This is a genomic window from Frankia umida (assembly GCF_023242945.1).
In the GTDB taxonomy this organism is placed as follows: Bacteria; Actinomycetota; Actinomycetes; order Frankiales; family Frankiaceae; genus Frankia; species Frankia umida.
The window spans coordinates 32,479-49,246 of the sequence record NZ_JALKFT010000012.1 but is presented as its reverse complement, the minus strand read 5'-3'; the positions used below and the strand labels follow the sequence as shown (position 1 = coordinate 49,246).

General features: G+C 72.1%; 10 protein-coding genes. 7 read left to right on the top strand and 3 right to left on the bottom strand.

The window, feature by feature from the left end:
- The 6 genes from MXD59_RS13700 to MXD59_RS13675 all read left to right on the top strand — a co-directional run.
- The coding region (locus MXD59_RS13700) for an SDR family NAD(P)-dependent oxidoreductase (RefSeq protein WP_248825122.1) at positions 1-2,728 on the top strand (2,728 nt) is incomplete at its 5' end.
- Positions 2,725-5,052 (top strand): hotdog family protein, encoded by a 2,328-nt coding sequence (locus tag MXD59_RS13695; protein WP_248825120.1) that lies wholly within the window; start codon positions 2,725-2,727, stop codon positions 5,050-5,052. The genes MXD59_RS13700 and MXD59_RS13695, both read left to right, overlap by 4 nt.
- The gene (locus tag MXD59_RS13690; RefSeq protein WP_248825118.1) at positions 5,046-6,731 is read left to right on the top strand and encodes a PfaD family polyunsaturated fatty acid/polyketide biosynthesis protein; all 1,686 of its coding nucleotides are present in this window, start codon (positions 5,046-5,048) and stop codon (positions 6,729-6,731) included. The genes MXD59_RS13695 and MXD59_RS13690 overlap by 7 nt, the downstream gene beginning before the upstream one ends.
- A gap of 18 nt (positions 6,732-6,749) precedes the next feature.
- Positions 6,750-8,600 carry an acetyl-CoA carboxylase carboxyl transferase subunit alpha gene (accA, locus tag MXD59_RS13685; RefSeq protein ID WP_248825116.1) on the top strand — a complete coding sequence of 617 codons (1,851 nt, stop codon included), beginning with the start codon at positions 6,750-6,752 and terminating at the stop codon, positions 8,598-8,600.
- The gene (locus MXD59_RS13680) at positions 8,597-9,358 is read left to right on the top strand and encodes an acetyl-CoA carboxylase biotin carboxyl carrier protein (protein WP_248825114.1); all 762 of its coding nucleotides are present in this window, start codon (positions 8,597-8,599) and stop codon (positions 9,356-9,358) included. Before accA ends, MXD59_RS13680 begins: the two co-directional genes overlap by 4 nt.
- Positions 9,358-10,785, top strand: coding sequence for an acetyl-CoA carboxylase biotin carboxylase subunit (locus tag MXD59_RS13675; RefSeq protein ID WP_248825112.1), 1,428 nt, complete (start codon positions 9,358-9,360; stop codon positions 10,783-10,785). The genes MXD59_RS13680 and MXD59_RS13675 overlap by 1 nt, the downstream gene beginning before the upstream one ends.
- Positions 10,786-10,989: 204 nt before the next feature.
- Here MXD59_RS13675 and MXD59_RS13670 read toward each other — a convergent pair whose 3' ends face one another.
- Together MXD59_RS13670 and MXD59_RS13665 are read right to left on the bottom strand one after the other, a co-directional pair.
- A complete protein-coding gene (locus MXD59_RS13670; RefSeq protein ID WP_248825110.1) occupies positions 10,990-13,125 on the bottom strand; it encodes a serine/threonine-protein kinase in 2,136 nt (711 codons plus the stop codon).
- Between the two features lie 189 nt (positions 13,126-13,314).
- Complete coding sequence (locus MXD59_RS13665) at positions 13,315-13,878, bottom strand: effector-associated domain EAD1-containing protein (protein WP_248825108.1); 564 nt, start codon at positions 13,876-13,878, stop codon at positions 13,315-13,317.
- Between the two features lie 351 nt (positions 13,879-14,229).
- On the opposite strand from MXD59_RS13665, the gene MXD59_RS13660 reads away from it, so the two are divergent.
- Complete coding sequence (locus MXD59_RS13660; protein ID WP_248825106.1) at positions 14,230-16,062, top strand: hypothetical protein; 1,833 nt, start codon at positions 14,230-14,232, stop codon at positions 16,060-16,062.
- Positions 16,063-16,526: 464 nt separating this feature from the next.
- Here MXD59_RS13660 and MXD59_RS13655 read toward each other — a convergent pair whose 3' ends face one another.
- On the bottom strand, positions 16,527-16,724 hold the full coding sequence (locus MXD59_RS13655; protein ID WP_248825104.1) for a hypothetical protein: 198 nt from the start codon (positions 16,722-16,724) through the stop codon (positions 16,527-16,529).
- Between the last annotated feature and the right edge of the window lie 44 nt (positions 16,725-16,768).

The following is a 16,768-nucleotide window of genomic DNA, read 5'->3' as shown; positions in this document are numbered from 1 at the left end:
GGGTGCGTTGCGGGAGCGGTTCCCGCAGGCGCCGACGGTGGGCCCTGAGCAGCTCGCGGAGCTGCGCACGCTTGACCAGATCACCGAGTTCGTCACCGCCGCGGCACCACCAGCGGTAGGAGCCACCACCACCACCGGCCAGGCCGGCGCGGAGGCAGGTGGTGTCGACCCAAAAGCCGGTAAGCCGGGCCCGGCGCCTCGCCGCGTCGTCCGGCTGGTAACCCTGCCCGCCGTCGACCGGCTGGAAAGCCCCTACGCCGAGGCACCGGTCGCCGTCCTCACCCACTGGGCCGGCCCGGACGCCGCGCCGCTGGCCGCCGACCTGCGCACCCGCGGCTGGACGGTGCGCGAGCTCGACCTCGACCTCGACACCACCGTCCACGGCGACACCAGCCCGGACGACGCGACTGAGCGGGCGCGGGCGGTGGAGCGGGCGCTGACCGGGGCGTTCGAGGGACGGGTCGACCTCAGCCTGACCGTGCTCACCCCGGGCGACGGCTGGGAGCCGACCGTCGCCCGACTCGCCGACACCATCCAGATCGCGCGGCACGCCCACGCTCCGCTGACGGCCACCGCCGCCGACGGCACCCGTGCCGCGTTCGTCACCCTGACCCGACTCGACGGCGGACTCGGCCACCATGGCACCGCCGGGCCCGTCTCCTCGCTGCTCGGTGGCGTCGGCGGCGTGGTCAAGACACTCGACGCCGAAGCGCCGACGGTGTTCTGCCGGGCACTCGACGCGTCCCCGCGGCTGAGCGTCGACACCCTCGCCGCGCTCCTGGACACCGAACTGCACGACGCCGCCCGGGACACCCCCGAGGTCGGCCTGACCGGCGACCCGGTCACCCGGTGGACGATCGTGCCCGGCCTGTTCGACCCCCGCGCCAACATCCGACCCGAGCCGTCCGGCAGCACCGAGCCGTCCGGCGTGATGGGTGCGGGGGCGGGGCTGACGGTGGGGGCGGACGACGTGATCGTCGTCTCCGGCGGTGCGCGGGGGGTGACCGCGCTGTGTGTGCGGGCACTCGCCGCGCGGGTGCCCGCCCGGTTCGTCCTGCTGGGACGGTCACCGCTGGCCGACGAGCCGGGGTGGGCGGCCGGCGTCACCGACGCCGCGCTGAAGCCCGCCGTCATCGCCCAGCTGCGGGCCGAGGGCACCCGACCGACGCCCCGCGACGTGGAACGGATCTACCAGGGGCTGCTCGCGGGCCGGGAGATCCGGGCGACGCTCGCCGCGGTCACCGCCAGCGGGGCGCGGGCCGAGTACGTCGCCGTGGACGTCACCGACCCGGCCGCCGTACGCACCGCCCTGGCCGAGGTGCGCGGGCAGGTCACCGGCATCGTGCACGGCGCCGGGGTGCTCGCCGACGCCCGCCTGGTCGACAAGACCCCGGCCGACGTCGCCCGGGTGTTCGCGCCGAAACTCACCGGGCTGCGGGCGCTGCTCGCCGGACTCGAGGACGCGCCGCTGCGCCACCTGGTGCTGTTCACCTCGGTCGCGGGCCTGTTCGGCAACCCGGGGCAGGCCGACTACGCCGCGGCGAACGAGGCGCTGTGCCGGATCGCCGCCGCGCACCGCCACGCCCATCCCGACACGCACGTCGTCGCGATCGACTGGGGCGCCTGGGACGGCGGCATGGTGACTCCGGGCCTGCGTGACCTGTTCGCCGCGCGCGGGGTGGAACTGCTCGCCCCGGACGCCGGCGCCAGCGCCTTCGTCGAGACCTTCCGCGCCGACCGGGCGGGCGAGGTGTGCGTGCTCGTCGGCCCGGACCGGGCGCTGGCCGAGACCGCCGCCGAGGGCGGCACCACCCTGCGGGCCCGGCGCACCCTCGCCGGGATCGACACCCATCCGGTCATCGCGGCGCACCGGGTCGGCGCGCACCTGGTCCTGCCGGCCACGTTCGGCCTCGGCTGGATGATCAATGTGGCCGAGCGGGCGCACCCCGGACGCCGGGTCGTCGAGGTGCACGGGTTCACCGTGCACAAGGGCATCGTCTTCGACGGTTCGGCCCCGGACACCGCCCAGGTGATCCTCGAACCCGCCGGCTCCGACCCGGGTGGCCGCCTGCTCCTGCGCGCTGCCGTCCGCGGCGACCGCCCCGGCCACCTGCCCGTCCCGCACTACGCCGCCACCCTCCTGCTCGCCGGCCCGAACGACAGCACCACCAGCCCGGACGGCGGCGATGCCGGCGGCGGTGGCTGGCCGGGGTACGCGCTCGGTACCGGTCCACTGGACGGGCTCGCCATCTACACCGAGGGCACCCAGTTCCACGGCCCACGGTTGCAGGGGATGCGCCGGGTGCTCGCCCGCGGCGCGGACCGGCTCGTCCTCGAGTGCACGCTCGCCGACGACCGTGACCTGCGTGCCGCCTACGGCGGTGCGCTGCACAGCCCGGTGCTGGTCGACGTCCTGCTGCAGGGCCCGCCGGTGCTGGGGCACGCGCTGCTGGGCCAGGCCTGCCTGCCGCTGGCCATCGGCCGCGCCGAATACCTGCGGCCGCTGCCGGACGCGGAGCCGTTCGTCCTGGTCCTGGACCAGGCGCGGGTCGATGACGGTGGCGGCACGGCCACCGTCACCGCGACCGCGCACGCCCCCGACGGCACAGTGCTCGTCCGGCTGCGCGACGTCACCGTCGCCGCGACGCCCGGGATGGCCGCGAAGTTCAGCGAGGCCGTCCGTTCCTGGCACGACACTTCGACCGAGAACGAGGACGATCGCCGATGACCGTCATGGACCACCAGCCCGTGGCCGAGGCGGAGGACGACCTCGGCTTCGACGGCGAGCCCTTCGACCCCACCTCCCTCGCCGGTACCGTCACCCCGGCCCTTCCCGACCCGTCGTCCGTCGCCGTCCCTACGCCGACGGTCCCTGCTTCGACCGTCCCTACCGCCGTCCCCGCCGTCCTCGCTGTTGGCTCGGCGGAGGTGGCCGTCCCCGCGGCCACGGATGCTCTGCCGAGGGTCGGCACCTCGGCCGGTGCCGGTGCTGTGACGGTCGCGGACATGATCCGGCTGCTGCGGACGACCACGATGGCGGCGCATGCCAGCGCGCTGCGGGCCCAGAGCGGCCTGCAGCGCCGGGCGCTCGCCCAGCTCGGACTCGTCCCGTCGGCTACACCGGCGGGAACGACTCCGGCGGGAACGGTGGTGACCGGGCTGGCGCCTGCGAGGCCGGCCGCGGCCGCGGTGGTGCTGCCGGCGGGACCGGTGCGGACCAGGGCGACCAGCGAGGGATCGTTCAAGCCGCTGGCCCGCACCGACGTCGCCGCTCTGGACAGCGCGGACCTGGGCCGGCTCACCCGCGCCGAGATCGCCGCCGTGTTCGGCCCGGCCTACGACCAGGAGGGCCTCGACGCCGCGGTCCTGCTCACCGCCGGCGGCCCCCTGCTGCTGGCCGCGGTCGACCGCATCGAAGCGCGTGGTGGGCGGTCCGGGCGCGGGCTGCTGCTGGCCCGTCCGGCGCTGCCCGCCGGGGGCGCCGCGACCGGCGCGGACCTCACCGACGCCGACCTGGTGGCCGCCGCGGCCCAGGCCGTCCGCCTGTTCGCCCTGTACACGGGGCTGCACCTGTGCCTGCCGCACGCGCACTTCGTCGACAACACCACGGCGTCCGGCCGCGGCGCCGACGACGGCGGACCGCGGCTGGTCCGCGGCGGTGGGACGGCCGAGGCCGTGGTGCTCGTCGTCGAGATCGCCGAGATCGACCTGGTGCCGCGGCCGTGGCTGCGCGCCGACGTCGAGCTGCGCCGGCTGGGTGCCGACAGCGGCACCGGGACGGACGGCGAGCTGCTCGCGCGGGTCGACGACCTAGTCATCGGACTGCGTGAAGGCGATGGGCTGGCGGTTGGGCCGGCCCGCGGTGGCCGTCCAACCGCGTGGTTGGGGCGGCGCAACGGGTACGGCGACCGGGCGTTGCTCTCGGAGTTCCACATGGCGCACTTCTGCCGCGGGGACCAGGCGATCGCGCTCGGCCCCGAGTTCGCCGGCTACACCGGACGCAAGGCGACGCGGCTGCCCTCCGGTGGGCTGCTGCTGGTCGACCGGGTCCTGGAACTGCACGGCACCCGCGGGGAGCAGGCGTCGCTGGCCGGCGGCTCCTGGCACATCACCGAGTACGACGCGCACGCCGACAGCTGGTACTTCACCGACACGGCGAACGCGTCCATGCCGAACTGCGTGTACATGGAGACATCGCTGCAGGCCGCGCTCATGGTCGGCTACTACCTGGGCGCCACCCTCGGCGATCCGGACGCCGTCGTCAGCCTGCGCAACCTCGGCGGCTCCGCGACGGTGCTGCGCGAGATCGACCTTCGGGACGTGACGATCCGCCAACACTCGCAGTTGCTCTCGACCACCGACATGCCCGGGTCGTCGCTGCAGAACTTCGCCTACACCCTGTTCGCCGACGGCGAGCCGTTCTACGAGGGCGAGACGCTGTTCGGCTACTTCAGCGACGCGGCGCTGGCGAACCAGACCGGCCTGGACGCCGGAAAGTTCGTCCCGACCTGGCTGGACACGGTCACGCCACGTCCGGCGACCCGCACCCTGGACGTCGCCGCCCGCCGCGCCGACCCGGCCGCCCGTCTGGTCGCCCGCGACCATCTGGCGTTGCTCGACATCGTCGACGTCGTCGACGGCGGTGGCCGTTACGGCGAGGGCTATCTGCACGCGGTGCGCCCCATCGACCCGAATGACTGGTTCTTCGCCCGCCATTTCAACCTCGACCCGGTCATTCCCGGCTCGCTCGGCGTCGAATCGGTCGTCCAGGCGATGCAGGAATGGCTGCTCGATTCGCCGCACGCCGCCGACATCGGCGACACGGCGGCGTTCATCCTGCCGGTCGGCGCGGCCTTCTCCTGGAAGTATCGCGGCCAGTTCCTGCCGACTGACGGCGAGACCCGCCTGGAGGTGCACATCAAGGCCGTGCGCCGTGGTCCGGGACGGGTGCGGGTGACCGCTGACGCCAGTGTGTGGAAGCCAGGTCTGCGCATTTACGAGATGACCGACATCGCCGTCGAGCTGCGTGAGGATGGAGCCGCGCCATGGTGACCATGACGTCCCCCCAACCCGTCCCCGCCCAGACCGTTTCCGCCCTACCGCAAACCGCGCCCGCTGTACCGCAAAGCCCGTCCGCGCTACCGCGGTACGCGTCGAGTCCACCGCGGACCGGTGTGACCGGGCAGGCCTACCGGGATCTGCTCGCCCTCGACGCACCCTGCTACGTGCTGCGCGAGGGCACCCGGGTGCGCACCAGCGGCGACCAGGCCGACGTCGCCCGGGTGGTCGCCGCCGGCGGGCAGGTACTCGCCGCCGCCGGTCCGCGGCCGGCGACGGCGCTCGGGGACGGTGCCTTCCGCGCCGCGCACGGCGTGCGGTACGCGTACATGGCCGGTGCGATGGCCAACGGCATCGCGTCGGCACCGATGGTCGCCGCCCTCGCCCGCGCCGGGTTCCTCGCCTCGTTCGGCGCCGCCGGGGTGCTGCCGGCGCGGATCGACGAGGCGCTCGCGGCCATCGTCCGCGACGCCGCCGGCGCGCCGTTCGCCTGCAACCTCATCCACAGCCCGAGCGAGGCGGCGTTGGAGGCGGCGACCATCGACGCCTGCCTGCGCCACGGGGTCACCACCCTGGAGGCGTCCGCGTTCGTCGAACCGACGGCGCAGCTCGTGCGCTACCGGCTCGCCGGGCTGCGCCGCGGCCGGGACGGGCGGGTCGAGGCCACCCACCGGGTGGTCGGCAAGGTGTCGCGGGCGGAGGTCGCCGAACGGTTCCTGCGTCCGGCCCCCGAGGCGCTGGTGCGCGACCTGCTCGCGGCCGGCGTGGTCACCGCCGACCAGGCCGCGCTCGCCCGCGAGGTGCCCCTGGCCGACGATCTGAGCGCCGAGGCCGACAGCGGCGGGCACACCGACCGCCGGCCGCTGACCGTGCTGCTGCCGGAGCTGCTGGCCCTGGCCGAACGGCTGCGCCGCGAGCAGGGCGCACGCCACGCCGTGCGGGTCGGCGCGGCCGGGGGCCTGGGCACCCCGGCGGCGGTGGCGGCCGCGTTCGCGCTCGGCGCCGCCTATGTCGTCACCGGATCGGTCAACCAGGCCACCGTGGAAGCCGACCAGTCCGCGATCACCAAGCGGCTGCTGGGCGCCACCGGCGTCGCCGACACGGCGATGGCACCGTCCGCGGACATGTTCGAGCTCGGCGTGGAGGTGCAGGTGCTGCGCCGCGGCACGCTGTTCCCCGGCCGCGCCCGCACGCTCTACGAGCTCTACCGCGCCCACGACGGGGTGGACGCGTTGCCCGCCGACGTCCGGGCGAACCTCGAGGCGAAGGTGTTCCGCCGCTCCCTCGACGACGTGTGGGCCGACTGCGTCGAGTTCTTCACCCGGCGTGACCCCGACCAGATCATCCGGGCCCAGGGTGACCCACGGCGGCGGATGGCGTTGATCTTCCGCTGGTACCTGGGTCGTTCGTCCGGCTGGAGCATCGCCGGCGAACCCGACCGCGCCGCCGACTACCAGGTGTGGTGCGGCCCGGCGATGGGCGCGTTCAACAGCTGGGTGGCCGGGACCTACCTCGCCGAGGTGGGCAACCGCCAGGTCGCCGACGTCGCCGCCCACCTGATGACAGGTGCGGCGTTCCACGAACGCGCCGCCGCCCTGCGCGCGGCCGGGGCCCGCCTGCCCGCGTCCGCCACCACCTACATCCCGACCGCGCCGCTACTGGGCCAGGGCTAAGAGGAAAGGCAGTCCGTCATGACGATCGAGGCCACCCTGGGAGCGAGCAGCAGCCGCGATCCTGGTACCGCCAGCACGAAGGGGTCCGCGGGATCGTCCTGGCTGCTGTGCGGCGGCTGCAACACGATGATCTACGGCCGGCGGTTCGACCGGGCCGCGCGGGTCTGCGCCGACTGCGGCTGGCACGCGCCGCTGACCGCCGACGGCCGGCTCGAACAGCTGCTCGACCCCGGTTCGCGCCGCGACATCGACGTCCTGGCGATCGACGGTGACCCGCTCGGCTTCGTCGACTCCCGGCCCTACCCGGACCGGTTGCGCGCCGCCCGGGCCGCCACCGGCCTGCATGACGCCGCCCTCGCCGTCCACGGCACGATCGAGGGCAACCCGGTCGTGGTCGTCGTCATGGACTTCCGTTTCCTCGGCGGCAGCCTCGGTGCCGCCGTCGGCGAGGTGTTCACCCGCGGCGCCGAGGTGGCGCTGCGGGAACGCACGCCGCTGATCACCGTCACCGCCTCCGGTGGCGCCCGGATGCAGGAGGGCGCCATCGCCCTGATGCAGATGGCCAAGACCAGCCAGGCACTCGGCCAACTGGACGAGGCCGGCATCCTCACCGTCTCGATCATCACCGATCCGACGTTCGGCGGGGTCGCCGCGTCCTTCGCCACCCTGGCGGACGTCATCATCGCCGAGCCCGGTGCCCGCCTCGGGTTCGCCGGCCGCCGCGTCATCGAACAGACCATCCGCCAGGTGCTGCCCGCCGACTTCCAGACCGCCGAGTTCCTGCGGACCCACGGTGTCGTCGACATCATCAGCCCGCGCCGCGACCTGCGCCCCACCCTCGGCCGGCTGCTGTCGGTGTCCAGTCGCCGCGACGACGGCATTCCCCGCCAGCCGCTGCGCGCCGGCGGGGCCATCCTCACCAAGATCGCGGACCTGCCCGAGCGTGACTCCTGGGAGTCGGTGCGCACCGCCCGCCGCCTCGGTCGCCCCTCCACCCTCGACTACATCGACATGATCCTCGAGGACTTCACCGAACTGCGCGGCGACCGGATGTCCGCCGACTGCCCCGCCCTGGTCGCGGGCCTTGGCCGCCTCGACGGCGTCCCCGTCGCCGTCATCGGCACCCAGAAGGGTCACACCGCCGACGAGCTGCGCCACCGCAACTTCGGGATGCCCACCCCGTCGGGTTACCGCAAGTCCGCCCGGGTGATGCGACTGGCCGCCAAGCTCGGCCTCCCGGTCATCACCCTGATCGACACCGCCGGCGCCTACCCCGGGATGGAAGCCGAGGAGCAGGCGCAGGCCGTCGCGATCGCGGAGAACCTGCGGCTCATGGCCAGCCTCGCCGTTCCGGTCGTCGCCGTCGTCACCGGTGAGGGCGGCAGCGGCGGTGCGCTGGCACTCGCCTTCGCCGACCGGGTGCTCATGTGCGAGAACGCCGTCTACTCGGTGATCAGCGCCGAGGGCTGCGCGTCCATCCTGTGGAAGGACCCGGCCGCCGCTCCCCGCGCCGCCGCCGCCCTGCGGGTGAACTCCCGTGAACTGCTGCGCCTGGGCATCGTCGACGGTGTCATCCCCGAACCCGACGGCGGCGCCGACGCCGACCCCGCCGCCGCGGCCAGCGCCCTGCGCGCCGCCCTGCGCATCTGCCTCGCCGAACTCACCCCCCTCGACCAGATGACCCTGGTCACCCGCCGCCGCACCCGTTTCCGCCAGTTCGGCGTCCCCACCGCCGGCGCCAACGCCACTGACAGCGACAGCGACACGTCCACCCCGTCGGACGCGGCCGGCAAGCACGCCGCCGCCACCGACGACCAGCCCGGGCACGAGCAGTCCCCGCACGAGCAGACCGTGGAGGCACACCGATGACCATCGACCAGGCGACCCAGCCCGTGCGGGGCGGCGACGCGGACGACGAGAACCGCGTGTCCCACCTGGGCGGCGGCGCACTGCCGGCGGTGGACGCGGTGGTCGGCCTGCTCGGCGCCCACCTGCTCGACCTCGCCGCCCGCGCGCCCTACGCGCCAAGCCTCGTGCGCGCCTGCGCCGGCGACGTGAGCGTCGAGATCGGTTGGGCCCCCACCGCCGCCGGACCCGCTCCCGCCAACCCCGCCGCGGCGCGTACCCGCTGGTCGGCGGCCCCGTCCGCGCTGACCAGCGGTCCCGCGGCCCTCACCTCGACCTTGTCGGGGGCCGCGGACGTCCCGGGCGGTGCCGGCGCGCTCCCCAACGGCAACGGCGCGACCGGCGCGGTCAACGGCACGGCCAGCGCGCAGGGCGTTGCGGTGAACGGTGCCGGTGGCACGCTGAACGGCACGGGTGGCACGGCCGCCGCGACGGTGACGGACGAGCCGGGAACGTTCACCATCGGGTCACCCTCGGTCGGAATGTTCTACCGGTCGCCCGAACCGGGCAAGCCACCGTTCGTCGCCGAGGGTGACATCGTGCGGGCCGGCCAGCAGGTCGGGATCGTCGAGGCGATGAAGCTGATGATCCCGATCGAGGCCGACCGCGGTGGCCGCGTCGTGCGCGTCCTCGTCGAGGACGCCAGCGCCATCGAGCACGACCAGCCCCTGCTCGTCCTCGCCCCCGTAGCCGGTGCCGGCGCCACCGACGGGAACGGCTGATGTTCGACACCGTGCTGATCGCCAACCGTGGCGAGATCGCCCTGCGGGTCGTGCGCACCTGCCAGGAGCTGGGTATCCGCACGGTCGTGGCGCATTCGGCCGCCGACCGGGATTCGGCCGCCGTCCGCGCCGCCGACGAGTCGGTGCAGGTCGGGCCGGGACCGTCCAAGGCGAGCTACCTCAACATCCCCGCCATCATCGAGGCCGCCCGCACCCGCGGCGCGCAGGCCATCCACCCCGGTTACGGCTTCCTCTCCGAGAACGCCGAGTTCGCCGAGGTCTGCGAGGACGAGGGCATCGTCCTGATCGGCCCGCCCGCGTCCGTGATGGCCGACCTCGGCGACAAGGCGATCGCCCGCCGCATCATGCGCGAGGCCGGCCTGCCCCTGCTGCCCGGCAGCCGCGAGCCGCTGGCCGACGCCGACGCCGCACTCGCCCTGGCCGACGAGATCGGCTACCCGATCATCCTCAAAGCTGTGGCCGGCGGCGGTGGGCGTGGCATGAGCGTGGTGCACTCCCGCGAGGACGTCGCCGCCGCCTACACCCAGACCCGCGCCACCGCCCTCGCCGTCTTCGGCGACGGACGCCTCTACCTCGAGCGTTACCTCGCCTCCGCCCGGCACGTCGAGATCCAGGTGCTCTGCGACACCCACGGAGCCGGCATCCATTTGGGTGCACGGGACTGTTCGCTGCAGCGCCGCCACCAGAAGCTCGTCGAGGAGTCCCCGGTACCGAACGTCGACCAGGCCGGCGTCGAGGAACTCGGCCGCTCCGCCGTGCGCGCCGTGCTCGCCGCCGGCTACGTCGGCGCCGGCACCGTCGAGTTCCTCTACGATCCGCTGCGCCGCGGCTACTACTTCATGGAGGTGAACTGCCGCCTACAGGTCGAACATCCCGTCACCGAGATGGTCACCGGCATCGACCTGGTCGCCGAACAGCTGCGTGTCGCCGCCGGCGAGCCGCTTGGCTACACCCAGGCCGACGTGGAGTTCCGCGGCACCGCCATCGAATGCCGCGTCAACGCCGAGGACCCTGCCCGCGACTTCCGCCCCACCCCCGGTCTGGTCACCCGGCTCGGCCTGCCCGGCGGCCCGTTCGTCCGCGTCGACACCCACCTCGAGACCGGCTACCGCATCCCGCCGCTGTACGACTCGCTGCTGGCCAAGGTCATCGTCTGGGCCCCCGACCGTGCCGGCGCCCTCGCCCGGATGCGCCGCGCCCTCGGCGAAACGGTGGTCGACGGCCCCGGCCTCGCCACCACCGCCCCCTTCCTGTCCGACCTGCTGGCCCATCCGTTGGTGCAGGCCGCCGCGCACGACACCTCCCTCATCGGCACCTACCTCGCGGCGGCTCCCGCTCCCTCGGCTGTCCCCGCGAACTCCGCAGCTGTCCTTCCCACCGCGCCCACCGTTCCGATCGGCGCCTGAACTCAGGGTCACGTACGGGCGTCTCCCAACGCAGGCCTCTGGCCGCGTGACATCGCAGGCCGGTCGCCTCGAGTCATCTCGCTGTCACCGCGTCGACCCTTCCCGCCTGGAGCGCGGTCCTCGACGCCCGAATGTCACCGCGCGGCTGGCCCCGCCGGGCTGCCGGCCGATTCGCTTACTGAAAGTAGCATGGCTATCTGGCGCCTATGTCCAGTTCTGGTAGTTTCCGCCGTTACAGGGCAGCATGTAGGCCTGGTAGCCCTTTCCCTCCGGGCTTGACTGATTGCTGTCCAGGCATTTTCCGGTACCCGCGTTACGCAGGGTCTGTCCGAAACGGGTGCCCGACGAGGCCACCCACTGCTGGGAGCTCGTCCCGTCGCAGGCAATCACGTACAGGCCGTCCGGATACGGGGCGCCTTCCGCGTTGTATCCGCCGGCTTTGCTGGTCAGACAGTTGCCGAAATGGACGTTGCGGAGCCGGAGCCCGTCACGGATCCACTGCTGGTAGTCGCCACCGTTGCAACCGAGGGTGTAGACCCTGCTGCCATCGCTGTCGAGGCAGGCGCCGGTCGCGGTGTCGACCCAGGTCTTGCTCGCCGGCGCTGCCGCCGCTGGTGCTGGTACCGCCGCGGGATTACCTGCGTTCGCGGCTGCCGGCTGCGGCCTGGGAGCGACCGATCCGGCCGCGGAGGCCACCCGCCCCGCCGGGGCATCACCGGCGGCGGGCCCGGCCGCCGGATTCGCCGCGGAGGCCACGCGCCCTGCCGGGGCATCACCGGCGGCGGGCCCGGCCGCCGGATCCGGCGTCGGGTAGGTCCCGGTGCCGGTCCCCGTCCCCGTCCCGGTAGGCGGCACGGCTGGCGCCGTGTGGCCGGGTTCGGCGATGGTCGGAGAGGCGGCGGTGGTTGACGGACGGGCCTCGGGTCTCGGGTCGCTGGCCGCCAGCTTTTGCTGGGCGTCCGGGTCCGACCCTCGGCTCGACGGGGCCGTCAAAGCCGTCGTCCCGAGGACGATGAGGACCGCCATGACGGTGACAACGACGGACAACCGCCGCCAGCGGGCGCCGTGCGTGCTGCCGGTGCCGTGCGCGGCCAGCGGGCGGCGAGGGCGGCGCGGCTTCGGCCCAGGCGCCCCTGTCGCCGGGACGGGCGTTGCCGGTGCTGGTGGATGTGCTCGCAGCTGTAGCGGTGCCGCGGTCCTCGGGTTGGCGGCGTCGGCCGGTTCCGGCCCGGGTGCTTGCGCTGCCGGGTGGGGCGTCTCCGTTGCCAGTGCCGCCGCTGTCTGCGGCTGTGGCGCAGCCGCGGCGTCGGCTGGTTCCGGTTCGGGCGCTTCCGGTTCCGGTGTCTCCGGTTCCGGTTCGGGTGTCTCCGTCGCAGGTTCGGGCGCTTCCGGTTCCGGGCCGGCCGCTGCCGCTGCCGCTGCGGGTGCCGCTGGCTGTGGCGGAGTCACGGTGGCTGGATCGGCGGTGTCAGCCGGCCCTGGCCACGATTCGGTCGCGACGGGTGGCGGTGGCGATCGCAGCGGCGGCAGGGCGGGTCGGCCCGCGAGGCCTGGCTGGAGCGCGCACAGGTCCGCCACCCCGGGCCGGTCCGCGGGATTCTTCGCGAGCATGGCCGACAGGACGGCCCACAGCGCGTCGTCGAGGCCGGGGGGACGTCCGGGCAGGAGATCGACGTGGGCGCGCATGACGGCCAGCGGCATCGGCCCGGCGAACGGTGCGACCCCGCTGACCAGCTCGTAGAGCATGATGCCGGCGGCGTAGACGTCCGCGGGCGGACCGGTCTGGGCGCCGTTGACCATCTCCGGGGCCATGTAGGTCGGCGTGCCGAAGACATCCTGACTGGTGGTCAGCTTGGTGGAACCCACCACGCTGGCGATCCCGAAATCGGTCACCTTCGGGTGCGGCGCCGGGCCGCTGGCGTCAAGCAGGACGTTCGCGGGTTTGAGGTCGCGGTGGACGATGCCAAGGGCATGGGCGACGCCAAGACCGGTCAGGATGTCGACGGTCAGGGCAACCGCCTCGGCCGGCGACAGCGTCCCCCGGGAACGCAGATACTGGCGCAGGTCGGGACCCTCGATGAAATCCATCACAATGGCCAGTCGATCGTGTTCGGTGACCAGATCCCAGACGTTCACCACGAACGGCGACCGAATGCGGCGGAGCACAGATCGTTCTCGTACGAACCGGGCGACCATCTTCTGGTCGGTGGCGAGTTCCGGCAGCAGGAGCTTGAAGGCGAGGGCTCGGCCGTGCTGGTCGTGACCTCGCCACACTTCCCCCATCCCACCCCGCCCGACCAGGGATTCCAGGGTGTAGGAACTGCCCAACCTCATCGCCATGCCGGTCCCCGCCGCTTCGATCGTCGTGCCGTGTCGTCACTGACAAACTTGGTTATATCCGACTCATGCGGCAACTGCTGTTCTATGACTACTGATATGAATGGGCTGCGGGGGCGGTCGGCCCCGGCGGTGGAACGTGAACGGCCACCGTAGCCGGGCTGATCGTCGCCGCCCAGCAGTCCGGCGTGATCACCTGGATCGCCGCGGCCGGCACGACTGGTCCGCCCGTCGGCCGAAGGTGGATAACCACCGCCCGAACGAGAGACGGGAGCCTGCACCCCCGCCGGTCCGCGTGCGGCCACCGATCAGGGAGGTGGGGGCCGAGGACGCGATGCCTGTCCGGGCGCCGGGGTCGACGGGCCGCTCCGCAGGCATCTCGGCGCCGCGGAAGTCGTTGATCATCGTGCCGCCGTGGGTGATCATGACGCCGATGCTGTTGTACACCGCCACTCCGGGGAATCCGGCCTCGGCGGTCACCTCGGTGGGAACGGACGTCGGCCCAACGGCGCCGGGCGCGGCTGACCTGGTGAGCTGATCCGCTGCGGTGAACAGGCTGTTCCGCCCGCCGACGAGAATGCCGGCGGAAAGCAGGAAGCTGATCTCGCGCCAGTAGTCCTGGGCGGAACCCTCCCGCCACACCGGTTGGTTGGCCGGAGGGAGTCCCGCCAGCAACAGAATCCGGCGAACATGTTCCGGCCGGTGAAACAGCGAGGCGAAATGTGCTATTTCCTGCTCGCTCAAGCCGCTGTTCATGCTTGCGCCACCTCGGTGGTTCGCGGAGTCTCGCGGAGACGGCATCCGGCGCCGCCTTCCGGGACTACTCTAATCCCGGCTGTCGAGATGCCCATGCATGAAATCCGCAGGGCGCCCCGCGTGGATGCCACCGCTCGATGCATCGTGGAGGAATCCATGGCACACCGCTGGTCGAGACCTCTCCAGGCCCCGGCTCCTGTTGTTCACCCCACTACTGCCGACCCGTCTCCCCGGCCAGGGCCGTCTCAACCGGCGGGGCCGTCAGACCTGCCGGAGTCGGCGCACCGTCGGGGTCAGGCGGGTCCGATCTCTCTGAGCGGCGCCACCGCATGGGCCGGTGCCGACGCGCCGGTGGTCGAGCCGGTGGTCGAGCCGGTCGCCTCCGACATCGGTACCGGACCGGACCACGGGGTGACGCCCCTGGCTGGCCGGGTGCAGATCCTCGTTCACCGTCGGGGTCGAGATGGTGGCCCGACGGTAACCACCTCCGGAACCTGGTGGGGCCGGCATCAGGTCGTGTGGATCGACAGCAGTCATGGCGTCGTCATTGGTGACGGCAACCTACAGCACAACACCACCGAGCTACGGGTTACCGACGCGCAGGTCCGTCTGGGTGACGCAACCTGCGGCCCTGCCACCATGCGGATGTTCACGGCCCTCGCCGCCAAACCGGGTAGTGGCCGCCGGCAGACGGCCCTGCGGCGGGCGCTGCTCGCCGACAACCGGAGCCGGAGCCGCGCCGTGGACAGACCGTCCACTACCCACAGCGAGGCAAAGACGGTGACAGCGACCGACGCCGAGGTCGTCGTCACCAGGTGCCGTGGGGTCCTGCTCGGCAACCACAACCATCAGGTGAACGGCTACGCCTACCGATGGCATAGCCCGGAATTTCATTTTGCAGAACTTGTCGAGACGGAGCCCGCGCTCCTCGATCGGCTTGCGCGGGCCTTGGCCCGCCCGGACGACGACCGACGGATGTCTGCGCTTGTCAAAAGCATTCGTGAGGCGGTTTTGGTCGCCGCTCCCGCGCGCTATCTTGATTCGCCGGACGGTGCCGCCACGGGTTTCGACCTGACGGCGGGTGTCATGGTTGGCGGGGCTGGGAACCGTCAGGAAAACACCTCGAAGACCGACGTGCACCGGCTCGACACCGAGTCCTTCATCGCCTTTGTCTGCACCGAGGCCCTGGAACGCATTGACGCGCGGAAAATCGACATTCTCGCGCAGTCACATGAACGCCGTGTACACGCGTTCCGCGCGCTGAACTTTGACGGCGGCCCAGACATGCCGGACCGATGCGCAAAACTCGGCAACCGCCTGCTTACCGATCTGGCAGAACTGGCAGCTGTGCACCAGGATCGCCTCGCCCGCCTGCGACCAGCCGATCCAACATACGCCGACCGGCGTGCGCGGATTGAAGCCGATCTACGAAGACTCGACACCCGGCGGGCGATGAGAGTCGGAGAAGTTGCTGCTGCCCGCATCGCCGCCGAAGACGCACAGGACGGTCGGGTGATCGCAGATCTGTGCGCCGACATCATCCGCCGTATAGATTCCCTGCCCGGGATGCTCGTCGCCGGCCATCCGGTAGCCCATGACGGCCGGCGGCTCACGATCCTTGCCGCCATCAGTGCCGACCTCGACCAGTGCTTTGCCCTGCACCGGACCCGGGTGGATCGGCTGTCCGGACTCGAGCCGGATGTTCGGCTCGGCTGGTTTGGCTCCACGGCCGCAACCCGCATCCGTGAGCTCACACAGCACCTTGACGCCTTGCACGCCTGCCGGGACCTCGCAGCCGGAGACGCAGTACCGAGTTCGCCCACGCAGACAACTCACCCCGGCAACCCGTTCGACCGCGTCGCCGCAGTTTTCACCGACCTCAGGACCCGGCCGGCTAGCCCCGATACGGGTCCTGCCGATGTAGCTGCGGCATCAGCTGAGCCTGCCAGCGTGGTCACCTTGTCGCCACTGGCGCCGAGGAGAGCGAATCGGATAGATCTTTCCAGGCTGGTTGCTGGCGGTGGCATGTTCGGTGGTGCTGTCCAGGATCCTCTCCCAGGCCCAGGGGATGTACTTCGACCGCCTTCCGCGTCGTCCCCGCTGTCTCCGGAGGATGATCCTTCCGTCGTCAAGCAACCCCATCTACGTTCTCTTAATTCGCCTTACCGGATTCCGGGCCCGTGACTGAAAGAGTATCCTTGGTCTCTCGGAACCCGGTGCAGGTCGATGCGGTTTACCTCGAGGAATTCCTTGGGGGAGCTGCCGTAGTGCTGGCGCAGCAGCACGCCGAGCGCGGAGACGCGGGTCCGCAGCCCCTCGATCTTCGAGGTCCACGCCGATGCCTGTTGCCTCGTCGCCGACGCAGGAGGCCAGCCTTGTCCGAGTATCAAGTATCAAGTTGAACGTGTTGGATGCTGATTATCTCTTGGCCTTCGTGGGGTGTGACGGTGTACCAGATGGTCGCTCCGTCAGACGGCAGGTGAAGTTCATAGGAGCCAGGAAGGGAGCCGTCATCCGGGAAGGGATCTGCAAGGACTGGAACGGGCTCTTCGAGCAGGTGAAAGACGGTCCGTTGAACCCTCCAACGCAGCGGCTGTGGCAGCGCGTCGATCTCCCACCAGGAGGTGCCCGGGAAGCGGATTACCCGATCACTCACTGATGCCCCATGCATCGGCCAGCTCGTCGCGGGTGAAGGTCGGGGCGCCGTCACCTGGACCGGCGTCAGCCTCGATCCGGGCCCGAGCGACGGCACGGGCTACCTGACGCCGCAGGCGTCGCACCTCGGCACGCAGGGACTCCAGCTCCGCACGGGGGATCGTGACCATCTCCGTTGCCTCGATGCTCACGATCGACTCCCTCAGCTCGACGCTACTTCGAACATTCTAGTCGC